Annotated in this window: 19 protein-coding genes; 1 reads left to right on the top strand and 18 read right to left on the bottom strand. The window is 54.5% G+C overall.

The features are described from left to right. Nucleotides 1-9: 9 nt before the first annotated feature. The 5 genes from AC0YOB_RS24870 to AC0YOB_RS24850 form a co-directional block, all read right to left on the bottom strand. On the bottom strand, nt 10-966 hold the full coding sequence (locus AC0YOB_RS24870) for a DUF1861 family protein (RefSeq protein WP_475795049.1): 957 nt from the start codon (nt 964-966) through the stop codon (nt 10-12). A 77-nt stretch (nt 967-1,043) separates the two neighbouring features. After that, on the bottom strand, nt 1,044-2,105 hold the full coding sequence (locus tag AC0YOB_RS24865; protein WP_475795048.1) for a BtaManbiosPhlase: 1,062 nt from the start codon (nt 2,103-2,105) through the stop codon (nt 1,044-1,046). 44 nt (nt 2,106-2,149) lie between these two features. Further along, complete coding sequence (locus AC0YOB_RS24860; protein ID WP_210040919.1) at nt 2,150-2,989, bottom strand: carbohydrate ABC transporter permease; 840 nt, start codon at nt 2,987-2,989, stop codon at nt 2,150-2,152. Further along, nucleotides 2,976-3,851, bottom strand: a complete 876-nt coding sequence (locus tag AC0YOB_RS24855) for a carbohydrate ABC transporter permease (protein ID WP_475795047.1) — start codon at nt 3,849-3,851, stop codon at nt 2,976-2,978. The genes AC0YOB_RS24860 and AC0YOB_RS24855 overlap by 14 nt, the downstream gene beginning before the upstream one ends. A 45-nt stretch (nt 3,852-3,896) precedes the next feature. After that, entirely contained in the window at nt 3,897-5,240 is a 1,344-nt protein-coding gene (locus AC0YOB_RS24850; protein WP_475795046.1) for an ABC transporter substrate-binding protein, read from the bottom strand. A gap of 351 nt (nt 5,241-5,591) precedes the next feature. Between AC0YOB_RS24850 and AC0YOB_RS24845 the strand changes: the two genes are divergently transcribed. Beyond that, nucleotides 5,592-6,677, top strand: coding sequence for a LacI family DNA-binding transcriptional regulator (locus AC0YOB_RS24845; protein ID WP_475795045.1), 1,086 nt, complete (start codon nt 5,592-5,594; stop codon nt 6,675-6,677). A 228-nt stretch (nt 6,678-6,905) separates the two neighbouring features. Here the strand turns inward: AC0YOB_RS24845 and AC0YOB_RS24840 are convergent, their stop codons facing one another. From AC0YOB_RS24840 to AC0YOB_RS24780, 13 genes are all read right to left on the bottom strand, one after another. Further along, a complete protein-coding gene (locus tag AC0YOB_RS24840) occupies nt 6,906-8,030 on the bottom strand; it encodes a glycoside hydrolase family 88 protein (RefSeq protein WP_475795044.1) in 1,125 nt (374 codons plus the stop codon). Further along, nucleotides 8,014-10,350 (bottom strand): glycoside hydrolase family 95 protein, encoded by a 2,337-nt coding sequence (locus AC0YOB_RS24835; RefSeq protein WP_475795043.1) that lies wholly within the window; start codon nt 10,348-10,350, stop codon nt 8,014-8,016. The genes AC0YOB_RS24840 and AC0YOB_RS24835 overlap by 17 nt, the downstream gene beginning before the upstream one ends. A 60-nt stretch (nt 10,351-10,410) precedes the next feature. After that, nucleotides 10,411-12,543, bottom strand: coding sequence for a TIM-barrel domain-containing protein (locus AC0YOB_RS24830; RefSeq protein ID WP_475795042.1), 2,133 nt, complete (start codon nt 12,541-12,543; stop codon nt 10,411-10,413). A 24-nt stretch (nt 12,544-12,567) separates the two neighbouring features. Then, a complete protein-coding gene (locus AC0YOB_RS24825; RefSeq protein WP_475795041.1) occupies nt 12,568-13,542 on the bottom strand; it encodes a Gfo/Idh/MocA family protein in 975 nt (324 codons plus the stop codon). A 4-nt stretch (nt 13,543-13,546) separates the two neighbouring features. Beyond that, nucleotides 13,547-14,587, bottom strand: coding sequence for a glycoside hydrolase family protein (locus tag AC0YOB_RS24820; protein WP_475795040.1), 1,041 nt, complete (start codon nt 14,585-14,587; stop codon nt 13,547-13,549). A 6-nt stretch (nt 14,588-14,593) separates the two neighbouring features. Then, nucleotides 14,594-15,817 carry a glucuronate isomerase gene (locus AC0YOB_RS24815; RefSeq protein WP_475795039.1) on the bottom strand — a complete coding sequence of 408 codons (1,224 nt, stop codon included), beginning with the start codon at nt 15,815-15,817 and terminating at the stop codon, nt 14,594-14,596. Nucleotides 15,818-15,976: 159 nt separating this feature from the next. After that, entirely contained in the window at nt 15,977-17,839 is a 1,863-nt protein-coding gene (locus AC0YOB_RS24810; RefSeq protein WP_475787020.1) for a cache domain-containing sensor histidine kinase, read from the bottom strand. Continuing rightward, a complete protein-coding gene (locus tag AC0YOB_RS24805) occupies nt 17,836-18,855 on the bottom strand; it encodes a response regulator transcription factor (RefSeq protein ID WP_475787021.1) in 1,020 nt (339 codons plus the stop codon). The genes AC0YOB_RS24810 and AC0YOB_RS24805 overlap by 4 nt, the downstream gene beginning before the upstream one ends. Before the next feature lie 349 nt (nt 18,856-19,204). Continuing rightward, nucleotides 19,205-20,803 (bottom strand): extracellular solute-binding protein, encoded by a 1,599-nt coding sequence (locus tag AC0YOB_RS24800; protein WP_475795038.1) that lies wholly within the window; start codon nt 20,801-20,803, stop codon nt 19,205-19,207. Nucleotides 20,804-20,886: 83 nt separating this feature from the next. Further along, nucleotides 20,887-21,756: a carbohydrate ABC transporter permease gene (locus AC0YOB_RS24795; protein ID WP_475795037.1), complete on the bottom strand. Its 870-nt coding sequence runs from the start codon at nt 21,754-21,756 to the stop codon at nt 20,887-20,889. Between the two features lie 29 nt (nt 21,757-21,785). Next, nucleotides 21,786-22,742, bottom strand: coding sequence for an ABC transporter permease (locus AC0YOB_RS24790; protein ID WP_475795036.1), 957 nt, complete (start codon nt 22,740-22,742; stop codon nt 21,786-21,788). Between the two features lie 54 nt (nt 22,743-22,796). After that, nucleotides 22,797-23,162, bottom strand: a complete 366-nt coding sequence (locus AC0YOB_RS24785) for a cupin domain-containing protein (RefSeq protein WP_475787025.1) — start codon at nt 23,160-23,162, stop codon at nt 22,797-22,799. Between the two features lie 241 nt (nt 23,163-23,403). Continuing rightward, nucleotides 23,404-25,965 (bottom strand): glycosyl hydrolase family 95 catalytic domain-containing protein, encoded by a 2,562-nt coding sequence (locus tag AC0YOB_RS24780; protein WP_475795035.1) that lies wholly within the window; start codon nt 25,963-25,965, stop codon nt 23,404-23,406. Nucleotides 25,966-26,073 lie beyond the last annotated feature (108 nt).

The following is a 26,073-nucleotide window of genomic DNA, read 5'->3' as shown; positions in this document are numbered from 1 at the left end:
TTTAGGGGATCATCTACTGCGGTCAAGCTGCTCATATTCCAGAAAAGGATCAGGAATCTCGATCTGATAGGCTTCGGCGTCGCTTGCCCCTGCATAGAAGTCGGCCAAACCATTGGCTTTGCGGATCAGCCCCCCGCTAAAGATCACATCCGTCAAATCGATCCTCTTGCTGGCTCCCTCAGGGAAATTACTGCGCAGCGCAATGATTTTCACCGGCGTCCGCTCCATGGTATCCGGATTGAAGGCAAATCCCATGGCATGATAGTGACGCAGCCCGTTCTCATCGAAAGAAGCAATATGGCCGAGTACGCCGACAAGACCGTTGGCAAGCAAATGCGGCTCGTTGGCCCCACCCCACTCCTCTTTGATGAACATGTCCGGAAATAGCGGAGCAAACGCGATATCTTTCACATTAATCTCTTCCAGGGACCTGACTTTATAAAATCCGATTTGGCCCCTTCCGCCTATAAATCCTTGCGGCCGCGTAAGCACGCCGATCTCGCCGCTTGCCAATTCTATCAACCGCAAATCCTTCATATGATAGGGTCCCATGAGAAATAACTCCAAGCTGGCAATATCCTTGCCGCGATAGAGCTGGGTAACCCACGACACGATATTCTCCGGGTAGAGAGGATCGGGAATAACCCGTACTCCTCCAAAAATAAGCTCCCCATTTATCCATGTAAAGAATGGATCCTGCATATCATATACCTGGTATTCGGGATGAGGAACCCACACGTCATCTTCCTGACGGAAAAACATGACTTGCGAAAATTCAGTATGGCGGACTTCCACGCGTCCGGCAATAATGAGTTCGCCCCGGTCCATGAAAGGAGCCGTAATATTATAAACGTCTCTGCCGTTCGTCCCTTCAAACCGGATACGCTGACCAGTTTGAAGGCTCTGACTATCAAATTGCTGCAATAATTCCGAAGAAGTTTGGATATGAGTTCGATCTAATAGCATAATATGCCTCCGTTACAGGTTTCTGACGAAACCCTTATTGTTGCCTCAGGACTGCCGGCATTCCGCTCATAGACAGATCATACCGGCTCCAGGCTGTCGAGAATATCCTGCAGGCTGAGCTCAGCACAGGCCATCGACGTATCGGACACGCCGTAATACATGGCTATCGTATCTCCGCGCACGAGGGCGCCGCAGGAGAATACAACCTCGCCGAAGAATCCCTTCTTTTCGTATTCCGCCTCCGGTTCGAGAACCGGCTGGCCGGATCGGGCAATAACCCTCGAAGGATCGTGCAGATCCAGCAGCACCGCTCCCATGCAGTAGCGGTGGTCTTTCGTCGCCCCGTGATACAGCTCCAGCCAGCCGCGTTCGGTCTTGATCGGCACGGCCCCGCCGCCGATTCTCCCGCTGTCCCACATATCTGGGCGCAATCCCATCAGATGCTTGTGGTTTCCCCAGTACAACAGATTGTCCGACTCGGCCAACCAGACTTCGGGACGGCCGCAGCTTTTTGTTGTCGGGCGGTGCAGCGCATAATATTTGCCGTCTATTTTTTCCGGGAAAATAAGCACGTCCTTGTTGTCGGGACCAAAAATCATGCCGTGATGCGTCAGGCTCCTGAAATCCGTCGTCGATACCAGCGATTCCCCGATGCCGACCGGGGATACCGCGGAGTAATAGATATAATACGTCTCCCCGATCTGCGTGATGCGGGGATCTTCGATGCCGAAGGTCTCCAGGCTTTGTGACGGATAAACAAACGGCTGCTCGTCCACCGTAAAATGATGGCCGTCCCGGCTGCGCGCAATTCGCAAATAAGACAGGCTTGTCAGGTATTCGAATGCCGGCGCGTTCTCTTTGCGTATAATGACGCGGGGATCGGAAAGATCGTAGCGGTCATCATCCCTGCGGATTTCGATCAGATCGAGATCGGCGTTTTCGACGTTGTAGACCGGAGCCAGCACGATGTCCGGATCGGGACTTATGGGGCGCTCCGCCACACGCAGCAGCATGATGACCTCGCCTTTGTATTCGGCAATGCCGGCGTTGAATGCGCCAATGACTTCAAATCCATCCCGGTGCGGCGTTACGTCAGCCGGTGTAATGAGCGGATTCTGTTCATATCGGTCTATCTTCATCTGAGCAGCTCCTTGCTTGTGTGAGTTTAGCATGATGTCATCCGTTATTTCAGGCTGAACTGCATGCCCTCCTGGAATTTTTTACTGAAAATCAGAAACACGATAATGATCGGCAGCGTCAGAATCGTCGAGGCCGCATAGAGCGGACCAGGATATGATCCATAAGGCCCGAACATTTGCGATAACAGCACGTTCAGCGTCAGCATGCCGTCGCTTTTGACTACGATCATATCCCAGAGCAGCTCCGTCCACCGTTCCATCAGCAGGAACAGGAAGATGACTGTCGTGATCGATCTGGACATTGGCAGCATAATCCGATACATGATCTTCAGGTCGCTCGCTCCATCCAGCCGCGCCGCTTCGATAAATACGGACGGCACGGCCTTGAAGAAGTTCGTATACATGAAGATCGCCCACAGGCTGACCGCCTTGGGGATGATCATCCCCAGATACGTATCGTACAGTCCCACCCGCTGAACGATCAGAAACGTCGGAATCAGCAATATAATCGCGGGAAAAAACATATGAAACAGCACGAAGTTATTCATGGCATTGCGTCCGAAGAAATTCAGCTTGGAGAGCGCGTACGCCACCATTATGCCGAAAATCATCATAAGCGCCGTAGAAGCCACCGATACGATAATGCTGTTCATAAACGCGTGCAGCCAGGGCCGCGTCACGCCGGTTTCGCCTCCGGTGAACAGCCATTGGTACGATTTTGCCGAAAACTTGGTTGGAAACAGGCTTTTATCAATTTGCGCCCAATCCGCGAACGAGCTGAGCACCATGTAAAGATAGGGATAAACCATAACCAGCAGCAGCGCAAGAGCCAGAACATAGCGGATCGCAATTCGCAGACGACGGTTCTGTTTAGACCCAACCATAGCGCTTCCCCCACAATTCCAGTAGTTTTCGAATAATAAAGATGGAGATGAACGTGGCAACCGATGCCAGCAGCGCTACCGCGGATGCATAACCCGCCTGCAGATTGGTGAAGGCCTGTTTGAAAATCTCCATCTGCCACGTATTCGTTGCGTTCTGGGGCCCTCCGCCCGTCAGCTGGTAGACCTCGGTGAAGATGCCGAACGTCACGCCGAACGCCAGAATAAGCGTCGTATAAAGCGCCGGATACAGCAGCGGCAGCGTCACGCGCCAGAAGCGCTGGCTGTCTCTGACGCCATCGATGGCTGCTGCTTCATATACTTCCTTGTCGATGCTGGCAAGGCCCGAGGTCAGAATAAGCGCATAATAGCCCGTAAATTTCCAGGCCAGTATCAGTCCCACAATGAACAGCGCCGAGAATGGCGTACCCAGCCAATCGATGTTAATGCCGATTCCCCGCAGGGAAGTATTGATCGGACTGTTGTAGGACAGAAGCCCCTTCACGATCAGCGAGGAGACGACGCCTGAAGACAGATACGGCAGAAAGAAGCCGATCAGAAACAAACTCTTGAAGCGTTTCAGTCCATTCACCAGCACGGCTACCGCTATCGCGAGCACGGTGACAAGCGGTACGAAGATCAGCATAAATTTGTATGTCACCCAGAATGCGGCATGCACCCCGGGCGAACGGATAGCATCCATAAAATTCTCTAATCCGACAAAGTTGAACGTAGGCGCAATCAGATTCCAGTCCGTTATGGACAGGAAGAACGACCAGATCAGCGGCCCGAAGAAGAAGATCAGCGAATATATCAGGTAAGGGCTGGTGAACAGCCAGCCCAGCTTGTTGTTTCTTTGATCCATAGGGGATAAGCCTCCCTTGCTGCGATTTTCCCGGCTATGGCTCCCTTATTTCAGGGCGCTCTCTATAGCCTTTTTCATATTGGCCCATCCTGCGTCGGGAGTAATGCCCCCCTTGACAACCTTGTTAAACGCCTGTTCCCCGATAATCGTCTGCAGATCATTGTACTTCGCGTTATCCATGGGAGGAATCGCGTTGGGTACATTTTCAGCATAGGGCTTCAACTCCGGATGCTGGTCCAAAATCGATGTGAAGGCCTCGTTGCTTGTCAGATCGTCGCGTGCCGGAGGCAGCATCGTTTGCTCGAACCAGGCCGCATCGTTCTTCGCGTCCGAATACACCCACTTGATAAAATCGACGGCCGCCGCCTGCTGCTCCTTCGTGGCGGAGGCGTAGATGACAAGCCCCTTTGTATCGGCAAATGTCTTGCTGTCCGCCGGGTTGACATCATCCGGTACAGGCGGCATCGTCAGCGTATAGTTGACATTGTACTTCAGCTCCGGATATTTCTCCGCCCAGGTTGTGAAGGTCCATGGTCCCACATCGACGAACGTACCAACTCCGTTCTCGAACGGATCCGTTACCTGACGGGCCAGCAGCCCGTTCTCTTTTCGTAGACTATCGACAAAGGTCAATACATCCAGACCTGCTTTATCATCGCCTGTAAACTTGTCGCCTTCAATGAATTTATTGCCGTTTGAGGCGGCGTCATACAGCATATAAAAGTCAAACCAACGTTTCCAGGCCGTCGGATCGGCCAGATCGGCCTTCGCCCACAGAAACTTCTTGTCCCCGTATTTGGCTTTCAGCTTCTTGGTCAGCTCCAGAATCTCGCTGTATGTCTTCGGAGGCTCGCTGTAGCCGAGCTCCTTCAGCGTATCCAGACGCCATCCGAACAGCATCGCATTGGAGTAGATGGGCAGCACATATTGATGGCTGTCAGCAAATCTCCATGGCTCTATCGTATTGGTCATACTGCGGCTTTTCACGATATCCTGAAAGCCGTCCAGTGTATCAAGAGGTACGAGCGCTTTACTGTCTGACAGCTGCGCCGCAAAGCCCCGGTTAATGTTCTCCGACATGGTCGGCGCGCTTTTGGCAGCGATCGCTGCCTGGATGCCCGCTTCGGAAGTCGGTGATTCCTTCATCGCACTGACGTTAACCTTAACCTTCGAATTAACCGCTTCGTAATCCTTGGCCATTGTCTGCCAGAACGCCTGCTGCGTCGGATTCGGCGCTGCCCAGAATTCGATTGTTGTAACGCCGCCGGCACCAGCGTTCGGGGCATTGTCGCCATTTTGTGTCGAGCTTTGGCCTGTCGAGCAAGCGGTGAGCACTCCTGCTGCCATGACAGCAGTCAGCAGCACCGAAATCATTTTCTTTTTCTTCATGATAAGCATGACCTCCAACTTGTATTGTAATCCCAATGAATCCGACAAATAGCTTTTTGTAACGTTACTTTGAACCAAAATCATAATTTGTAAGCGCTAGCTTCCTCATTATGCTCCTAATTCTTGTTTACTGTCAAGTGATCATTCAATACAATTTACAAGGTTTGCATTACAAAAATATTAGTTTATAATGTTTGTAACGTTACAATAATAGAAAAGATGGTTGTAAGCCCTATCCCGTCAAGGATTACTTGACAATGATAAGGGAAACATTAAAAATGAAGACAGTCCCATGTTTCGGGTATTTATAGGCCTGATCGTCTTCAAGCAATGACCGGAGGTTGAATGTTTATGAAAAATAAAGTGACGATGCAGGATATCGCCGACATGCTGAATGTATCCAAAAACTCCGTTTCCCAGGCACTAACGGGCAAGGATGGCGTCAGTGAGGAAACCCGCAGGTTGATTGCCGAAACGGCTGAACGTATGGGTTATGTATACGGAAATGGACGAAGGACCAGGATTGGCGAGACCTCAGGCTTCGGCACCATCGCCCTTATCGCTTCTGACTATGCCTTCTCGATGAAAAGCTTTTTTGGCGAAATCTATTTGAGTATTGAGAAAGAAGTAAAGAACCGCGGCTGCGAGCTGATTATCCAACCCATCGGCAGGGAGAATGCCCAGGCTCTCTATTTACCGCCTTTCTTACAGAAACAATCGGTTGATGGCGTTCTTATTCTTTCCCATATCACGACAAATTATATAAATGCTGTGATAGATACCGGTATCCCTACAGTGCTGATCGATCACCACGATCCCGCCATTCAGGCCGACAGCATATTGACCAACAACCGTTTCGCCACTTATGAAGCGGTGCGGCATTTAGCGGAGCTGGGCCACCTTTACATCGGCTTCATCGGAAATATCGATGTCTCACCCAGCTATTACGAGCGGTTGGAAGGCTTCCGGATGGCGGCTCGCCGGTTCGGCCTGGAGATAAGAGAGGAATGGATGCTGACCGATGCTCTGGAGGAAAGCGGCTTTGTCTTAGAGAAGATGACAAGCTTGAAGCAGCAGCCAACCGCTTGGCTCTGTGTCAATGATGGACTTGGTTTCATGGTCAATTCCGCACTTCAGCAGCTGGGTTTGAAGGTGCCGGACGACGCCTCGGTTGTCAGCTTTGACAACGGCTACCTCTCGCGTCTGGCAACCCCGCAAATAACCACGGTCGATATCGACCTGCGCCTGTTCGGCGTATACGCAGTCGAGCAGTTATTCAAGCGCATTGCCCAGCCGGAGCAGCTTTGTAAGGAGACGCTGCTGCCGACAAGGCTGCTCGTGCGGGATTCGTCAGCCCCGCCGAAGACTGCCGATAGAGCCGAAGCAGAGGATGAATCCATAGAAGCCGGAGTTGCGGATGATAGGAGCCGGCCTTGAGAAATTACAGGCTAAATGAGAGTGGATAAACTCCGAAAAAAGGTTAGGAGCGCCCCCTTTGGAACAGACAATGGTTAACCCCCAGGGACCCAGATGAATGTAGTCCAAACCCCTTTTAACGGACATTGGAAAAACACCCAGGCAGCAGCAAACTACTGACGCCGGTCATGAGCCGGCGTCAGGTTGCATGTTCTCTGGGTGTTAATTATGGTTATAAAATTCCACTGGTTAGAATACCCGATTCCGCCATCCGAGCAGTTTGCAGATCGTCTCTACATAAAAATAATCCCCATAAATCAGCGAGACATTGACATTCTGGTTGGCCGGCTTATTTCCGGTGCCTTCGCGCAGCAGCCCCTGATAGACAGGCTCATCCAAGGATGTGTAATGCTGCGTTAGCGATTTCAAGATATTCTCAGCCGCTTGGCGGTAGATCCTGCCCTCTTCGGCGGACAGAAGACCGGCGATTTCCAACAATCCGGAGGCGGCGCAGCTGGCGGCTGAGGTATCCCTCGGCTGGCTCTGCGGGTCCGGCGTGCGGAAGTCCCAATGCGGCACATGATCCTCCGGCAGGCAGCTGAGAAAATAATGCGCCGCCCGCTGTGCGGCGCGAAGATAACGGATATCGCCCGTGTACCGGCAGGCTATGGCCATGCCGTATAGTGCCCATGCCTGGCCTCTGCTCCATGAAGAATACGGCGCATACCCTTGACCGCCCAAATACTCGTCTACCTCACCGGACTCCGGATCGAAAGCCACGATATGATGGACAGAGCCGTCCTCGCGGATGAAATGCTTCAGCACGGTATCCGCGTGAGCGCAGGCGATTTGTCTGAACCGGGGATCGGCGATCTCCTCGGACGCCCAGAAGAGCAGGGATAAATTCATCATCGAATCGATAATGGCCCAACCGGTTTTTTCCTGGTTCCAGGCGCGGAGAAACCTTCCGTTCAGATTAAAGCGTCCCGCGAGAAAGTTGGCAGCGGCCAATGCCCTCCTGCGGGCGTCTTCATCTCCGGTCAATTTATGCTTGATTACCGCTGTGGGCAGGAACTGAAAGCCGACGTCATGATGGAGATTATTGTCAGCAACGAAACATTGCTCAATCCGAGCGTCCCATCCCCAAGCCGTATGGCGGTACCGGTCATTTCCGGTCATGTCGTGCAATACCCACAGCATTCCCGGCCAGAAGCCGGATGTCCACCAATCCACCCGCATATCGTCATATACGCCTGCCGCCGACACATGCGGCGATTTATCGCCGATCTCATAAATCATCCGGTCTACCTTGCTTACGGCCTTATTCAGCCATAATGTCAATTGTTCCTGCTGCAAATTAACGGAATCCGTCATTCGAATCTCCTCCTTTTTGCCCTGCGCGGCCGATAACGCGGTAAGACTTGCCGGGTTCCAGCCGGAATCCCGCCAACTCGGAGCGGGACGCTTCGGCGATCATTTCCTCTCCGGCGACAATAACGACCGGGACATTGCCGCATCTCAGAAGGCAGTCGACTTGTTTCTTCGCCGTGATGCGCGCCTCCTTCAGCAGTCCCTCCTCCCATTCGAGCTCGAAGGTTAGTCCCCCCCTCGCCCGCAGCCCCGTCACCTTCCCTCCGCTCCAGGCGGAAGGCAGCGCCGGAAGCAGGGCGATCTCCCCTCCATGAGACTGAAGCAGCATTTCGGTGATGCCGGCAGCGCCGCCAAAGTTGCCGTCGATCTGGAACGGCGGATGTGCGTCCAGCAGATTCGGATAGGTCGAGTGCGTAAGCAGCTGCTGAAGATGCGAATAGGCTTCATCCCCATCCTCAAGCCGTGCCCAGAAGTTTATGATCCATGCCCGGCTCCAGCCGGTATGCCCTCCGCCGTTTTCCAATCTGCGCACGATCGTCCGTCTCGCCGCTTCTGCGAGCTCCGGTGTCCGCCGCGCATGTATCCGTTCTCCGGGATGCAGAGCGAACAACTGCGAGATGTGACGATGCCCGGGATCGGCTTCGTCCCAATCCTCCAGCCACTCCATAATCTGCCCGTGCATGCCGATCTCTGGACGTGGCAGTTTGGCAAGCGCCTTCTCCAGCTCTTGACGGAACTCCTCTTCCCGCTCTAACGTCAGCAGCGCCTCGATGCAGGCGCTCCATAGGGCGTGAACAATCTGGCTATCAATCGACGGCCCCATGCACAGCGTGCCGGTTTCGCCGTTAGGTCGAACGAAACGGTTCTCCGGCGAGATTGACGGTCCGGATATCAAACGGCCGGAGTCGTCTTCTGTCATGTAGTCGAGTAAAAACAAGGCCGCCTCCTTCATAATCGGATATGCCCGCCTCTCCAGGAACTCCTCGTCCAGACTATACCGGTAATGCTCCCACAGATGCAGGCACAGCCATGCAGCCCCCATCGGCCATATGGAGGAAGAGAGCAGAATACCTTCAATGTTTGTATCGCCCCAAAGATTCGTATTGTGATGGGCCACGAATCCGCGGCAGCCGTATACCTGACGGGCTGTTGCGCGGCCTGCGGGAAGCATGCTCTCAACAAGACCGAACAGCGGCTCATGGCATTCCGGCAGGCTTCCTGTCTCAGCCGGCCAGTAATTCATCTGCGTATTAATATTGATCGTATACTTCGACTCCCATGGAGGCGTGAAGCTGGCGTTCCAGATGCCTTGCAGGTTGGCGGCAAGCGTGCCCGGCCGCGAGCACGACAGCAGCAAATATCGTCCGAATTGATAATACAGCGAGAATAACCCCGCATCCTCCGCGCCTTCCTCCAGCTTCCGCAAGCGGACGTCGGTCGGGAGCTTCACGGCTTCCGCCTCCTGCGCAGGGCCGCCTGATCCATGAAGCTCCAGATCTACTCTGCGGTAATAAACCGCATAATCGCTAATATGGCGTTCCCGAAGCGAGGCATAGGATAGTCGGCTTGCGGCTTGCAGCTGCTCCAGGGATGCCTGCTCCGGATCGGAATGTCTGAATGACGTATTGGCGGCCAGCAGCAAGGTCACCGCGTCGGCTCCTTCGATCGAGAGGAAATCCCCGATAATCCGTACGCTTCCTCCCTCGGCAACCGCTTGTATTCCGGCGGCGAATCGTACGCCCCCGGGGCCGCATTGCCCGCGCATCATGATCGTATGTTCTCCGGCAGCCGTTGTCCCCTCATCGAAAGGACGCCGCATCAGGTTCACGCCGACCGTAATCGCTCCGGGCGAGCCGGCCGTCAGGCGGACCGCCAGAACCTGATCGGCGGCGCTGCTGAAGTACTCTCTTTCATACATCGTATGATCCCGGACATAACGGACACGGGCAACGGCTTCTTCCAGACACAGCTCCCGCTCATACTCTTCGACCGCGCCTTCATGCTTTTGCATCCACAGCAGCATTTCGCCCAGGGGCTGATAGGGATGAAAGTACTTCGGGCTGGACATGAGCCCCATCCTGGCCAGATGTTCGGCCTCGGCCTGCCTGCCCTGCTGCAGCAGCCTCCGAATTTCCGGCATATAAGTCAGCGCGTCCGGATTATCCCCCCGGATTGGACCGCCGTACCAGAGCGAATCCTCGTTGAGCTGGATCGTCTCCTTCGCCACGCCGCCGAACACCATGCCGCCAATACGGCCGTTGCCAATGGGCAGCGCCTCCTCCCATTTGCTTGCGGGCGCTTCATACCACAGCCTGCGGTTCATTTTGTCGTTCTCCCTTCGGGTGCTGCCTGTTTTGTCGAACTCTCTTCCGATGCGGCTTGGCTACTTGTCATGGAGATTAACCCCCATTCTGGCAAAGCTCCAGCTCACGCTGCCATAAGAAGCCGGAAGCGCCGCAGGACCTGATAATTCGCCCTTATAGATGCCATCCTCCGACTTCGTCACGACTGCCTTCCACCACCCGCAGGCACCATGTTCATGATCCAGGCTTACCCCGTCGTCATCGTATAGCTCGCACTCCCCGGCGGCGGTGCCGAAATGAACAAATTCGAGAGGAGCCTGTTCGCCGGGACGAAGCGCATGCGGCAATGCGGCCGTCATCGGAATGACCGCTCCATCCCGCACGAATACCGGAATCGTCTCGATGCCCGCGCGTACCCGTATAATGCCTCCTACTTCGTACCGTTCTCCAGTCTCGAAGCCGATCCATGAGCCTGCTGGCAGCAGAACCTCCCGCTCCTCTTCGCCCTCTACGAGCGGGGCGACAAGCAGCTGATCCCCGATCATGAATTGATCGTCCCATTGCGGAATGCTCCGCTTACCATATGCGCCGTCCGTTGTGTTCAACGTCATCTCAGCCGACCGCCGCTCCTCGGCGCGGACAAGCTCTTCCGGCGAGACGACGAACGGCATTGCCCGGAAGGGAGGAACACCCGTCTCCCTATAGCGGGCGAAGGCCGTGTATAGATAGGGCAGCAATCGCATTCGCAGCTTGATGTAGCGGCGAATGACAGGCTCCGCTTCCGGGAACGACCAAGGCTTTGTCCCGTCTCCCCAAGCGTTCAGCATCGCCAGGGGAGAGAAGCAGACGGTCTGCATCCTTCTGATCCAGTCCTCGGCGCTGCGTGCCCGGCGCACCTCCGGCGACCATAGAAGCCCGCTGAACGAAGAATTGCACAGTGCCCTAATGAAATGCTTATGCTCGTACAGGTCCGAATAGAGCACATACGGAAGCGAAGAAGCCGCGGCATTGGACGCCCGCACCAGTCCGTAAGTTCTCCGATTGTCCGCGCGGTACAGGTCATTCGTCATCTTCTGAAACATCAGTCCGTACAGCTGTCTCATCTGCTCGCCGTCCAGCCCGGACGGGAAGCTCGCATGCTCGGGGAAAATCCAGGCGTTGTTCGTCAGCTCGCTGCCGTCGCATTCGTCCAGCTTATAGCCGGATATGCCGATATCAATATGCTTCTCCTTATGCTGCTTTGCGTACAGCTCGCGGGCTTCGGGCAGCGAATAGTCGGGGACGAGTCCGCCCCATACCGAATAATCGCCGGATAATGGCTTGAGCGGCGCATAAAGCCCGCTCTCGGGCGATACATATGGATGCTCCCACAAATTAACGCGGAAGCCGTTGTCCAACATCCCGCTTACGAAGCCCTCAGGATCCGGGAAGCGCTCCCGGTCCCATTCATATGTTGCCGGATAACTGCGGGTGTGCCAGCCGGGCTCAAGACCGATCACGTCGCAGGGGTAATCCCTATGGCGGAACTCCAGGGCTTCCGCCATCGCCTCCTCCGCACTGAACAAGGCCGGCACGCGATGCCAGAACCCAAGACCCCACTTCGGCGGAAGAACGCCTCCGCCGCAGAAGAGATTGTACCGGCTTACCGCATCGGCGAGCGCAGGACCGCCGAAGACATAGACGTCGGCGCCTTCCTCAGGCAGGCGGATCTCTACCCTTGACGAAGGAAGCGTCGCCTTCCAGCCTGCATCGCGATTGCGATCCCGCACATCTGCCTGGCATGTCTCATCCAGGCGCACGGCCGATCCGAGATGCATCGTAATCGCGCGCGCCGAATCAATGAGCACGCCATATCCGCGGTCACTGACATAGAAAGGAACCGGCGCGTGCGTCTCGCCGGTATCCTGCTTCGGATCGCTGTTTACGCGGAGATACCGGGTCCTTCCCCGCTGGTTCATGCGCATGAACTGCAACCCCGTACCGTGAAGCTTCTCGTCGGCCGCCAGCGGCAGCACGAGCAGGCGCCGTCCTCCTCCCGCCGCTTCCACGCGAATGTCATTCCACTGGAAGGGCGGAGCGGCCTGCGCCATTCGTTCCAATGCTTTCATCCGTGGAACAGCGCCAACCAGGGCCAGCGGCGAAAGCGCCTGCGGATCTCCAATTCTGGCGTGCCATACACCGGGCGTTGCTTCCGTCCATGTCAATGTCGTCATTAGCTGCTCCTTTCATCTTGAACATCATGTGACTTTACCCAAGTCCGGCAGTTCGACGGGCATTCTCCCGCCTGACTCACCAGACAGATTCGTATAATGCACCAGCGCCTGCGTCAGCAGGTAGTCGCTGCCGCTCGATTCGGCCTCGCGCCCCGTCTCAAGCGATATCAGGAAATCGGTCAGCGTATCCCGTTCAATCACATCGGCGCAGCTAGCGATCAAGCGTTCACCGTCATCATCATATAAACGTATTTCCTTTCCCGTCAATACCATCGCGCCGCGCGTGCCCTCGATACGCCAATCCCCGCTCCATAGCGTCTGCGGACCTCTTGACGCAATCGTCGCGGCATAGCCGGCGATTACCCCGCCATCCATCTCTATTATCGCGTTTGCGCTTTGAACTGCCCCTTCCTCTTCCCAGCAGCCAAGCGGATTATACAGCTTCGCCTGAACAGCCCTGCCTTCTTGTCCGGTCAAATAGCGCAGCATATCGAAGTGATGGACGCCGATATCGTCCAGAATCCGCACGGCATATTTTCGCTGCACCCGATGGTAGCGGCGGAACGAAATGTCTATCGACGAGATTGCGCCGATTGAGTCCTCATCGAGCAATTGCTTCATCTTGCGGACATAGGGAAAACGCCGGTAATTCTCGGCGATCATGAATGGGATGTTCTCCTTCGCCGCCCTTGCCACAATCCCGATTGATTCCGGATAGTCGAACGAAATCGGCTTCTCGCAGAGAACGGGAAGCCCTCTGTCGAACGCCGCATGGTTGACCTGCGTATGCGAGGCCGGCGACGTTACGTTAACGAGGAAGCCAACCTCCTCATGCGCGAGCGCCTCCTCCAAAGAAGTATAGAACGGAAAAGAATCGCCATCCATCTTGTCCTTCATCGCCGGATCCGCCTCAACGACAGCCGCGAGCAGTCCTCTGTCCCTCAGCCTTTTGTACCAGCTGTAACCCGCGCTTCCAAGGCCAACCAGTATCGCCTTCATCGCATTATTTTCCTCCCGTCTGTTCCAAAGGAATGACCATATTCCATGTATGGGCGGCATTGCGGAAGCCACCCGGCCCATCTGCTGCCGCCATGAAGAGATGCGTCGGCTTCCCGTCCTGGAACAGCAGAAATGGCCGTTCGAGGCTTCCCATCGTCTGCACCGTTCCATCGTCCCAGAGGATGGTGCGCGAGTAAGCCTGCGGTTCGTCGGCAAGCTCCCAATGTATGCCGTCCCTGGAGACGGCCTGAATGCCGCCGTGCTTCTCTCCGCCAAGCGTCCCGTCCATATCCTTGGCGATCAGCGCATATCCTTCCCCCATCCTCCAGATGAATGGATCCTCGATATGGAACAGCTCCGGCGGGAAGACCGGCTCCTCCGTCATCACCCGGTACGGACCGTCCCAATGCTCCGCGGCGGCGGCTCCGATCGTCATCCTGCCATAATCCCAGCCTTCGTAACGGCGGGCTTTGTAGATCAGCAGGACAGAGCCGTCATGATCCACGCAAGGAGCCGGATTGGACGTCAAATAGCTGTCGAATCGGCCCGGGCGGACCGGCAGCAGCGGCGCCTCGCGCCTCTTCCATGGACCGAAGACGCTGTCTGCGACCGCAAGTCCGACCCGCTTGTTCGAGCGGGCGACGATACAGCGCGCATCCTCGAGATTTAGGCCGCCGCCGGGAGCCGTCTCTGGCAGCGGATGCGTAGAGCCCATATAATAAAGCAGATAAATGCCGTTATGCTTGACGATATGCGGATTATGCGTGCTGCGTCCGTCCCAGTACTCGGCTCCCCTGGCCGGGAGCACGACCTCCTGGAAGATATAAGGTCCCTCCGGCGTATCGGATACCGCTCTTACGATTTCCGATGCTACCAGCCATCCCGGATGCATAGGCAAACTCTTCGGCCATCTTGAGGCGAACATATGGAAGCGGCCGTCCTCTCCCTGAATGACGGAGCCGCACCAGACCCAATAGCCTTCCATCCGGAAACCCCCGTTCCTCGGCGCCGGCAGCATCTTTCCCGCTAAGCCGCTTGCTGGCATCGCTGCTCACCCCTTTATGGTTTGGCGTACTTCCTCTACTCCGTATCGCTTAACCGCACTTCCGTACAGCCACTGCTGCGCAGTATGCAGAGCCGTCTCCCGGTCGATCCAGCCTGATTCGAGCCGCTCCCACAGAAATTCCGCCGCCAGCTTCTTTACGAGCAGAATCTTGCCGTAGCTCCATTCGATGCACCGGGCATCGGATACGATGACGGAGCTTTTGCTCGCAGGCAGCGCCTCCAGCCGGTACTGCATGCTGTCCCGGTAGGTGCTTGCACGGAAGTTGAACCACCACATACCCCCGATATGGACGTTCGGAAAGTTCCAGGCGGCCTGTACCGCATCGAGATTATTTAATTCCGAGGCGAGCACAAGCTCGAATTCGCAGGCGTAATTTTCGAATAAAGCCGTCAGCTTCAGAATCCGCTCCGTGTCGTTCGCCGGGAAGGCGGTCCCGCACCACGAGCGCTCTACGCCCAGGAAGAACTGGATAAGGAATCTGTTTCTCTCTGCCGCGGCGCATATGCTATGGAGCAGCTCCATCATGATATCGCCAGGCGTGCTGTCCGGACCGATTATTTGGCGGAGATGTGCGCTTGATTCGTAACGCGGCAGCGTTGTCATAATGCCGGGCAAGCCGGCCTCTCCATAACCGTTAAGAAGAAGGTCGGCTTCGTCCTTCACCTTCATGAATTCCCGGGCGGGATCCGCCGACTGGACAACCCGTTCGACCCACTGGCCAAGCGCCCCGTCAATCCTCGGTATGAGTACGGCATTCTCCCGCATACCCTCGAAGACGGCGTGCTCCGGACGATTCACGACGAATCGGCGGATGTTCATCCGGTCAGCCGTTCGCTGCGCCCAGCCCTCGTCGGCGCAGGAGCGTTTGACGGCTGCGTCCGCTTCCCTGACTGAAGCGGCATCCCGAATTTCAATGCCATACAGCTCGCGCATAATTGAAGTGAATACCCAGTTCATCAGAGTACTTCTCGTTGCCTTGTATGATTCCAGAAATGCAGCGATGCGCTCTTCTTCAGGAAGCTCCCCGGCATCTGCGGGATAGCCCCCGGCCTGAAGCTCCCGGAACAGCCAGAAGTAATGCGCAATTTCCCAGAAATCCCCTGCACAGAGCCGGTCGCCTACCAAGTGGGTATGGGTATCAAACACCGGCAAAGTCATGATGCGTTCGAAAAATTCGGCTTTTTCACCGCCATTGCCAATCATGCTCATTTGAACATCTCCTTCATTTGGCTCAAATTTGCCGCTTCCATTTCCTTATCCGGCGAGCCACCTTGAGTTCCCTGCCGCTTCATGCTCCTATCCCGCCTCTAGCTTGAAACGACTTCATGATACTCCGCTAGCCGCTTATTGACATGTCATTTCTTCAGATCAAAATGTGTTTTCCTGAGCTGCCGCGGGACGTTCCGTCTTATTCCCAGTAACCCGGGAGCTCTTCGGCATCAGCATCGTGACCTTCATACCCTGCTGCTCCTCGCTCTCGATACGAAGACCAAACCGGTCGCCGAATACCATCTGGATTCGCCTGTGTACGTTAAGCACGCCGATGCCGCCCTTGTGGCCGGCGTTGCCCTGGTCCTCCTCATCCGCCAACCGGTTTGCACGAAGCTTCTGCCGCAGCCTTGCCAGACTCTCAGGCGGCATGCCGCAGCCATTGTCCTCTACGCTGACCCAGAAGACGCCGTTCTCTTCACCGCAATCAATGCGGATAAAGTGGTACTCCTCCACACCTTCGGGGAACGCATGCTGGAATACATTCTCCACGAGCGGCTGCAGGGTAAGGCGGACCATGGCATGCAGCAGGTACTCGGGCCTGGCGGCGACTTCGATTTCGAACTCCCGGCCGATCCGGTGCTGCATGACCTTCATATAATACATGACGTGCTTCAATTCGTTAGCCACCGTAATCTCCTCCAGATTGGTCTGAACGGAGTACCGCAGCATATAAGCCAGCGCTGTGACGATTTCGGTAATATCCTCGGAATCCTGCACCGCAGCATAACAAACGATCGTTTCAAGCGTGTTGTACATGAAATGCGGATTAATCTGCAGCTGCAGGGACTGGAACTCGGCCCGCTGCCGTTCAAGCCGGATTTCCTGGTTGCTCAGCTCCACCTGTACAACCTTGTCCACGGCATCGGAAAGGCGCTTCACCATCAGATTGTACCGCAGAATGAGCTCGGCGACTTCGTCCCGATGCTTCGGCAGCGGTATCGGGGCCCAATTGCCCTTCTCCGTTTCCCGCATCCCCAGTTTCAGCGTCTGGATCGGCCTGGTGATCGATTTGCTGAAGCGGTACGCCAGCAGGATGGCGAGCAGCAATGTGAACATCCCGATGACGAGCGTCGAATTACGGATATTCGTAACCGGCTTTCTCACCTCGTCGACAGGCATGGAGACAATCAGCTTCCAGTGTGAATAGTCTGACGTTTCCGCCATATACATCCGCTTCTCTCCCTCGCTGTCGTCGAAGAACGCGGCATCTGCGGAATGTTCCAGCTTGGCGCGTACGGCATCCGGCAGCACCGTCCCTTCCTTCATCTCCTCCGGGTGATAAATGACGTTCCCGTTCGCGTCCGTAATGAACAGATAGCCGAATTTTCCAAGATCGACGCCTTTCCAGAGGGCTGAGAGATCTGCTGAGCGCAGCTCGATTGCAAGCAAACCGCTCAATTCGGGTGAACTGTATCCGCGGATGCGCCGGACGAGCGTTACCATCTGATTCTCCTGGCCCGTCAGAATGCTGTTCTTCAGGATGCTCAACTGGCCGTGCGGACTTGTATTGCCCATAAAGTAATCCCGCTGCCGGCGGATCTCCTCCGGCGAGAACGACTGCTCGCTTACCTCGTTGAAATAGTAGACGGCGTTGCCTTTGTCGCTGATCAGGTAGATGGAAGCGATTTTCGGATTGCGGATGAACAGCGGGTCCGCCACGACCTCGCGTATCATTTTCCGGTAATTATAATAATCGTATTCCTCCCTGTCGGTCGGCAAATCCATAAACTCCATCACGTAGCGGAATGTCAGCAAAGAAACCATGGACCGTTCGTAATCCTTCAAATACAGATCCGTATGATGGACCGCGTTGCGGACGATCTGCTGCATCTGTTTCTCGGCCAGCTCGTCAAGCTCGCGGGTGGAGGTCGTATAGGAGATGCCCACACCGCTCAGCGTAAGCCCGATTACGACAAGAAAATAGAAAGTCAGCTTTGCATATAGGCTGCGGAATCTCATTTGATTCCCAGCGCCGCCCGGTATTCCGATGGCGTGATGCCGACGAGCTTCTTGAACGTCTTTGTAAAATGCGGGTAATCGTCATAGCCCACTTCCAGCGCAATGTCGACGATGCGGAAATGCGGTACGGCCAGCAGTTCCTTGGAGCGGTCGATCCGCCTGTTGATCCGGTATTTTACGAACGTCTCGTTCGTCATCTTCTTGAATAGTGAGCTGAAGTACGTCGGTGTCAGACCGACCAGCGCCGCCACTTGGTCGAGCGTGATTTCCTGCGACAGCTTGCTGTCGATATAGCATTTTGCCTCTTCGATCATATCCCGGAAGTTGCCGCTGCGCATCGACGCAAGTCCGTCCCTGATATCGCGAAGTCCCGCTTCGAAGGCTTCGATCGCATCCTTCACGGATCCGGTCTGCATGAAGGAGAGGTTCGTCCTGGGAGAGAATTCCCGGGCCTGCAGCCGTTTCAACAGCATCTCATAGCAGTCATGAAGCAGCTCCTTCAATTGGGCCAGCGACAGATTGGCTGACTGGCAGTACTCCCGCAGCCGGCCGCTCAGCTCATCCAATCCGTCCGTCTGGAGGGACCAAATCTGCTGCTCCATATGATCGATCCATTCCACGTAACGGGAAGGCGCGACATATCCGGCCGTCTGCTTCTTGAGCAAACGGCCCAGCACCTCATGCACATCCACCCTTGTAATCGGTTTCAACAAATAATGCTTCACGCCGTAATCCACACACTTCTGCGCGTAGCTGAAGTCGTTGTAGCCGGAGATTACGACCGTTTTGATATGGGGGTACGCCTCCTGCAGAATCCTGCACAGCTCCAGGCCGTCCAGCTTTGGCATACGGATATCCGTAAGCACGATATCGGGTTCCATCGCCCCTATTCTCTCGAGAGCGGCTTGCCCGTTCTCTGCAGTCGACACTTTGGCGAAGGCGGGCATATATTGCTCTGCCATCCTGGAGATTCCTCTGCGGATGACGGGTTCATCGTCTACGATAAGCACATGCATGAACGTTCCTCCTGCTCGATAGTGGGTTATGCCTGCAACCTACATCTTACCGTGTAGAAGCGCTTTCATCAATGGACGAATAGAACTGCTGCCTTATCCTCATCATTGCGCATAATGAGCGATCCCGATAGGATTAATTTCCGGTCTCCTGTGTTTTTTTACGATTTCACACCCATTCGTATTCCACAAGAAGAAGCGGCCGCAGCCGTCCTTTGGCGGCAAAGTTAGCTTCTTCCCTTAAACCCTATATAAATGTACGGGAGCGAAACTTATACATGCTATCAGGTTAACGAAAGAAAAGCTCGCCTCTATTCGGAGGAGAGCTTTTTCGTTTCAAGTTTCGGAGAGCCTACTCTCTGTCGATCATGACAGCGCCCTGCTTGTTATTCCAGCGTTCCGTCGCTTCCTTGACAATCTCGTCGCCGCCCTTGGCTTTGTATTCCTCAACAACCTTCGGCCAGTCGGAGATGGGTTCCTTGCCGTAGATCATTCTGACCATATGGTCGATAACAAGCTTTGGTCCCACATCCGGCTGGGGAGCGGCCAGATCGGGATACTTGCTGAAGGTACTCAATTCCGGATAAAAACCGATTCCAGACAGACCTTCCTGGGACAACACATTATCGAAAGCGTCCAGTGTTGCCTGGCCGTCTTCATTAAGCTCCAGCCGCAGTTTATTGTATGTGGAGTCATGAACGGCCCACAGTGTACCGCTCCTCCAGCCCTCTTCCTCCTGCTGCTCCTTGGTCTCCGGGAATTTATAGCTCACCACACCGGCCGCATCCTTCGTGTAGGTATCGCCTTCGACGCCGAACGTGAAGAACTCCTCTGCTTCCGGGGTGACCATCCAGTCGAAAAATTTCACGATCTCGGCGGCTCTTTCTTCCTCGACATTCTTGTTGATGTAGAACGTGCGGACAACCGGCGAATAGAAGAAGTAACCGCCTTTGCCCTCAGGTCCCTTCGGGGAAGGAATAATGTCGATCTGCGCATCCGGAACGGCTAGCTTCACATTCGCCCTGTAGCCCGGCATTCCGGCTGCGTTCTGCGACCAAATGCCCGGCTTGCCGGCATCAATGCTCTTCGTAAAATCAGTCGATGATATGGTGGCGAACTCCTTCGGAATCAGCCCCTCTTCATACATCGTCTTGTACACCTCAAGTGCCTTCTGCATATTCTCGCTGTCGAAAAACTTGGGGACCACCTGGCCATCGACCAGTTCGAACTGGTCTTTGTAAGGCAGGACATCAAAGGCGCCAAGAACGATATCCGCATACTTGAAGTTCTCGCGCATTTGGTACGGCGTCTCGACTCCAAGCTTCTTGAAGGCGCGGAGCACGTTCAGAAATTCATCGACCGTCTTTGGCGCCTGCAGTCCGGTCTTCTCTAGCAGATCGGTGCGGATGTATGTGGCCCGGCGCGAGGGGCTCTTCAGAAATTCCGGAATGCCGTAGATCTTGCCTTCATAAGAGGCCGTCTCCCATGCGGCTTTCGGAATCAGCTTCATCAGATTTGGCGCGTACTTCTGCAGCAAATCGTCCAGAGGCATGAAGATGCCGCTCTCGATCGAGCCAGACATCGACTTGCTGCCGGGGCCGCCTATGCTCCCGACCACGTCAGGAATGTCGTTGCTTGCAAACATGACGCCATATTTCGCGTCCTCCATCACCTTGATGTCCAGATCGGTGTTCGTTAATTCTTCCAGCTTCAGCACCCATTTGTCCTTGTTCAGATCCGGCACCCGGGTATGATAGCCCGAGCTCACTGTCGTCGGCAGCAGGAAGGAGAACTTCGCCCGCTCCTTCTGGCCTTCCGCCGTCTGCTGATTTCCGCCGTTATCCGCCTGCTGATCTGCCGGCTGCTGCTCGGCCGGCTTGTTTGCCGAGCATCCCGCCATCAGGCTCGCCGCCAGCACCAGCGACAATCCCATACCTGTCCATTTCTTCATACGACAACCCTTCTTCCCTCATGATTTGTAAGCGTTTTAGTGTTGAGAGCTGCTTCTTCCGCGTAATGTCTGGTTGTTATACGTTACGACTTGATGGAGCCCACCAGCATGCCCTGAATGAAATGCTTCTGCAGGAATGGATAAACGAGCATGATCGGAAGCGTCGCGACGACGATGACCGCCATCTTGATGCCTTCCGGCGACAGCATGACGAGCAGCTCCGAGGTGACGTCCGATTGGCCGTATTGATCGGTAAAGACAATTTCGCGCAGGCGGACCTGCAGCGGGATCCACTGCCTGTCGCTAATATAGAACACCGCCTCCGCATACCGGTTCCAGTGTGCGACGGCATAGATGATCCCCATGGTCGCCAGCGCCGGCTTGGAAAGCGGAAGCACGATTTTCCAGAATATCCTGAACTCGCCGCAGCCGTCGATCTTCGCCGAATCGATGAGCTCCCCTGGCAGATTCATGAAGAATGAGCGCATGACAAACAGGTTGAACGCGCTGATCGCCATCGGCAGCATGAGTGCCCACAGCGTATCAAGAAGTCCCAACTGCTTTACCAGCAGATAGTTCGGAATAAGCGGAGCACTGAACACCAATGTAATCAAAATAAGGATCAGCACGAACTTGCGGTACAGATATTCCGGCCGGGAAAGCGGATAAGCGAGGCTTGACGTCATGATCAGGTTGATAAGCGTACCGAATAAGGTAATGATTACGCTATTGCGAAAGCCCAACCAGATGGACGGGTCCTGCAGAATGAGCTTATAACTGCCGAATGTGAAACCGACAGGCCAGAAGCTCACCTCTCCCGCGTTGATGGCGACCGAGTTGCTGAGCGACTGCGCGATAATATGAATCAGCGGCAGCACCATACTCAGGCCGATAGCGCCGAGAAATACGATATTGCATGCGTTGAATATTTTCTGGCCTCTCGTCATTATCATATCGATTTTCACCCCGTTTCTCCAATGCCTTAGTACAGCCCGTTGCCGGTTACCTTCTTGCTGAATATGTTGCCGATCATGATGAGCGCAAGTCCCACGATCGACTTGAATAAGCCGATGGCGGTCGTGTAGCTGTATTGACGGTCAACAAGCCCCGCCCGATACACATAGGTATCAATAATTTCCCCATTCTCGCTGTTGAGCGGATTAAGGAACACGAATACCCGCTCGAAGCCGAAGTCCAGGAAGTTGCCGATTTGAAGCAGAAACAAGATCGCAATGGTCGGCAGAATAATGGGGACCGTTATGGAGAATACCTGCCGCAGCCGGCTTGCGCCATCCACCTGTGCCGCTTCGTACAAGTCGGGATTGATTCCGGCGATCGCAGCCAGATAGATAATCGTTCCCCAGCCGCTATCCTTCCATATGCCCGAACTGATGAGGATCGTGCGGATATATGAATTTTCGCCCAAGAAGTAGATGGGCTCGACGCCAAACAGCGCCAGCAAATGGTTGACGATGCCGGTAGAGGGTGACAATACGCCAACCACGATCCCTCCGACAATGACCCATGAGAGAAAGTGCGGCATATAGACGACCGTCTGAACAATCCGCTTATAGGCCATGATGCGCAGCTCATTGAGCAGAAGCGCCAGAATGATCGGCACCGGGAAAGCGAAGCACAAATCATAGATACCGATCAGAATGGTGTTCTTCAATATCGGAACAAACTCCGCATATTCGATCATTCTCTTGAAATTATCAAGCCCAACCCACGGACTGCCCTTGATGCCTTTGAAGATGTTGTACTCCTGAAACGCGATAACCGATCCGAACATCGGAATGTACCGGAAGATCAAAAAAAAGATAATGCCCGGAATCGACAAGACGTAAAGCGGCCAATACTTCCGCATAAACTTCACTTTGTGGCCTGACGTCGCGAACTGATACATCATCCGGTCGGAACTCTCCACCTTGCCTGCCATGCTCTCCTCCCCTTTCCGCGCCAGACACAAAAACGGTACATAAGCGCATATCCTCTACGATTGTTTATGGTGGCGGTGCGGACCGGCGTGACACCAGAGCGTGACGATCGGATCCTCGGCGTCCGAGCAAAGATGATGATTCTCGCCAGGCTCGACGATGACGATATCGCCCGCTCTGACGGGATGATGCTCGCCGTTGATCTCCATCGTTCCAATCCCCTGCAGAATAAGGAACGCTTCCCGATCGTCATGGACGTGAAAATCTCTGCCGTCCGGACCGTCGTTCGTATGGCTGCGTTCGCTTCGCCCGGCGAAAGCGAGTCCGCCGGAAGAGAGATAGGCGCCGGGCAGAAGTTCCCCGAACACATGCCCGTTCTGCTCCGGGTTCACCCGCATCTCTTCTATTCGTGTACGGATCATGGCGCCGCCCCTTCCCTGTAATCGTTCTTATTGGCTTCGCCGGTATACACAATCTGTATCCCGCTCAACTTGCCATTAGCAGCCCTCATGAGATTCCTCCCCTTCACCTCACCATTATAGAATTCGGACATCAGTCCCGGTATGGCAAAACTTTGGTTGGGTTGTTGTTTTTTATTATCGCTCCCGTAACATAATCCTGCCGTCTTAATCCATACTCATCAGAATAGCTGTTCATCTCAACTTAAAAAGGGAAAAGTTCAATTTCTTCGCCTTTCTGCGTATCGAATTCCAGCAAAGAGCCTTTTAGTGCTATATTCTTGCCACCCGCTTTGCGCAATGCGACCTCAGCCTCGCCCCAGGGATTCCTTATTCTGCATGCTCCTCCCAGCGTTGAGCTGATTTTGACAAACGGAATGCTTCCCGACCGAATGGCGGAGGTGACATTGAATCCGCCATGGCACCATAGGGATATCTCTGCATTCCAGTCAGCCGGACACGCAGGGAAGACACGAATGACGGATTCTTTGCCCGGACCCGGAGGCCCGCTTTGGCAAAGCGCTGCCTGCAGTGCAGAGGCGGCATTGCCTAAACGCTGCACGCTCATGCAGTTGACTCCCTCTCTGACTGTCAGCCTGTTTTCAAAAAATTTCACTCTTCCCGTGTCCGCGAAATAACAATATTCCCGTTCCGCATTCACGCATTCCAATTGTGCCGATACGGCCTGCTTGAACGGTTCCGCGAGTCCCATGTGGGCATGCACACGCGCCGTACTCGACATTTCGGATGCTGCACGGCTCCAGTCATGGTCAAGCATCGCTTCCTGGTACCTGATCGTGGCCATGGTCGTTTCGAACATTTCCGGATTGTCATATGCCGTTTCCAGCGAGCACAGGCTGCCAAACCTCCCCGGCTTCAAATCGACATTGCTCTTGTTATCCAAAACAGGGCCGAGAGCGCCCACCCACACTGCGGGCTCATTTTCCGGAGTTCTCAACACGGCATCGGGATGATCGCTTCGCGGCAGCGGGGCAAGATTATCGTAAAGCTCCTGCCACACAGGCCGGATATCTTCATCCGCTTCCAATATTTCCGAAGCCTTCAGGACAATCGGGAATATGGTGTGCATGCCTGCCATCGAATCCATCGTATTTTTGCCGCCGTAATATTTTTCGTCGCTGGTTGTTTGGTAAATGTGATAGCGGCCGTCCTCGTCCTTTTTCAGATTCGGGAAATGGCGGAAAAACTCGGCGACTCCCTTCATAATCGAATATGCCCGTTCCCGCAGCCATTCTTCGTCCTGGGTGTACTCATAGTACATCCAGAAATGACTGGCAATCCCGACCTGGGATGCGAACATATGCGTCGTGAAGCCGAATGACCCGAAGCCTCTCTCTACATATACTAATTTGCCGTCCACGTATTGTTCGTGATACTTCCAATTCCATCTGCTTTCATGCGGACGCTTGGAGAAAGCGAAATCGCGGAAACGGCCGGACATTTGATCCCACGGCTTGCGCACCAGATATAAATCTCTCATTTCCGCCGCGATATCCTCCGGCAGCTTCTCCATACCGTCAAACGTCACGACCTCGGGTATGAAGATACCCTGACTTCCCCATTGCTGCCTGGCAGCTTCAGCACAAGATTCGTACATGGACGAGTACATGCTGAAATACGGATGAAACAGCTCATGATGACCGGAAGGAAGCACAGCGTTGTAGTACAGGCTCATGTTATTCCACCAGTGCATGGCTCCCCAGTGTCTGAGATCTCCCCGCGGGCTGAGCAGCATGCCTCCGAAGTTAGGCGGGAACTGCCCTCCCCTGGAGCTTGACGCCATCAGGTACAAATAATACGTGTAATGAAGCTCCACAAACTCTGCGGTTCCATCTTCGCTGCTTAAGCGGATATAGGATTTTTCCCAAAACCGATTCCACCAGGACTTGTGCTCCTGAAGCAGGAGGTCGAATCCCGCTGCTGCTGCCTGCTCTACGATGTTGACAGCGGCAGCGGCAATATCTTCATTTTCGTCAAAACTGGCTGCGCTTCCTATAAAAACGTCGAATACTCCCTGACCCGGCTTTACGCACAAACGCATCTCGGTTTCATTCGGCTGACCGATCACTTTGCTCTCCCTGAAGCTGCCTACAGGCGCCCGTCCGCCAAGCTCATCATTCATTCTCGCTTTGGACTCCCGTCCGGAAATTCCAATTGCGACGGCTGAGCTGCAGTAATAGCTGCCCTCCCTGAATTCCTGTGTTAATACAATCATCCCGCTGCGCATGCTTAAACGCGATACAGCCGAATGATTCTTGCTTACGACCTCCGCAGGTCGGAGCATCTTCAGTCTGATGTTGATCACCTGGGGAGCTTCTCTGTCATCCTGTGCTCTGACTGCGAAAACATCCTCGTTGGCCGAAGCGAAAGCCCGGGCTTGCACCCCATCGCCCGAGACCAACGCCGTCCCGTCAAATAAGCTTAAATGCTGCTTTATTCCGCCGTCATGAAAGACGTCTTCGCCATAATCGACAAAATCGATATCGACAAAGCCGCATGCATACGCATAATCCGAATGTCTCTCGTTGAAGCTGTTCGTGCTGCAGTCATTTGCAAATACATCAACCCGGTTGATCTGAAATTTAATGGCGGAAGGGGAAGTCCACAGCAAGCTGCCCATTCTCCCGTTGCCCAGCGGCAGTCCGCCTTCACTTCGTTTGACCGTATGCTCATAGTGCAGATCCGCACGCGACACAAGCCCGGCATAATCCATTTTTGATTCGGCAGCCGTGTTTCCATGATCCATCAGAAGCTCTCCTCCCAAGACTGTTGATTTAATAATTGTATAGAACAAATCCGCTTCCAGGGATGTTGAAATTTATGATAGAACTTGTTTTTTTTTATTATTTGCGGT

The organism is Paenibacillus sp. JT31N17, assembly GCF_056269255.1.
The sequence above is the reverse complement of the archived record's forward strand: the minus strand, read 5'-3'. Positions and strand labels throughout refer to the sequence as shown.